Raw genomic sequence first — 1,092 nt, forward strand, 5'->3', positions numbered from 1 at the left:
CCCGTCCTGCTGTACTGCGCGGCGGGCTGGGTGCTCCTCGCCGCCCCCGTCGCGTACGGGCTGGCGCGCGACGCCTACCGCGGGCTCGGCCACGGCCTCCGGGGCCGCTTCCTCCTCGTGCGGTCCGGCACCTTCGGCCGGGAGACGACGGCCCTGGACCGCTCGGCCGTGCTGGCGTGGACCTTCACCGACAGCCCCTTCTCCCGCCGGGCGGGCGTCGTCACCGCGACCGCCGCCGTCGCCGCGGGGGAGGACGGATACCGCATCAGGGACATGTCCGCCGATGCCGCCGCGAGCTTCGCGGAGGCGGCGACTCCGGGGATCCTCACCGAATTCCTGGAACCTCCCCGGAGCGTGGCGAACATCAGTCATACATAGGGGGATTTGTCCGGTCCTCTTGAGGTTTTCCGAACAGTTTTTGTTATCGTCGCGCCCCATCCGCATCTCCTATGTGTCGGACCGAACGGATCGACTCCCGAAACGGAATGCCGGAGAAGGGTGGCGGAGCGTGAACAGTCAGAGCGTGGCCGTGGTCGAGGCGGCGCGAGCCGGGGACACGGCGGCACAGGACGAGCTCGTCGCCGCGTACCTGCCACTCGTCTACAACATCGTCGGCCGGGCCCTGGGCGGCCACGCCGACGTCGACGACGTGGTCCAGGAGACCATGCTCCGGGTCATCAACGGCCTCGGCGAGCTGCGCGACGCCGCCGCCTTCCGGTCCTGGCTCGTCGCCATCACCATGAACCAGATACGCAGCCACTGGCGGGAGCGCCCGGAGGCTCCCGTCAGTGGCCTGCAGGAGGTCGCCGAAGTCCCGGACCCGGAGGCGGACTTCGTCGACATCACCATCGTCCGGCTCGGTCTGCAGGGGCAGCGCAAGGAGGTCGCCGAGGCCACGCGCTGGCTCGACGACGACGAGCAGACCGTGCTGTCCCTGTGGTGGCTGGAGGCCGCCGGCGAGCTGACGCGCGCCGAGGTCGCCGCCGCCCTCGACATGACCCCCCAGCACGCCGCCGTGCGCATCCAGCGCACCAAGGCCCAGCTGGACACCGCCCGCGGCGTCGTCCGGGCCCTCGCCGCGCAGCCGGCCTG

At 71.6% G+C, this 1,092-nt stretch carries 2 protein-coding genes; both read left to right on the top strand.

The features are described 5' to 3' along the window. On the top strand, positions 1 to 378 hold a 378-nt coding region (locus V7793_RS37815; RefSeq protein ID WP_336014277.1), incomplete at its 5' end, for a PH domain-containing protein. Between the two features lie 130 nt (positions 379 to 508). After that, positions 509 to 1,092 (top strand): RNA polymerase sigma factor (locus V7793_RS37820; protein WP_336014278.1); only part of this gene is annotated, 584 nt, incomplete at its 3' end.

Source organism: Streptomyces sp. KLMMK (assembly GCF_036961605.1).
GTDB lineage: Bacteria > Actinomycetota > Actinomycetes > Streptomycetales > Streptomycetaceae > Streptomyces > Streptomyces telluris.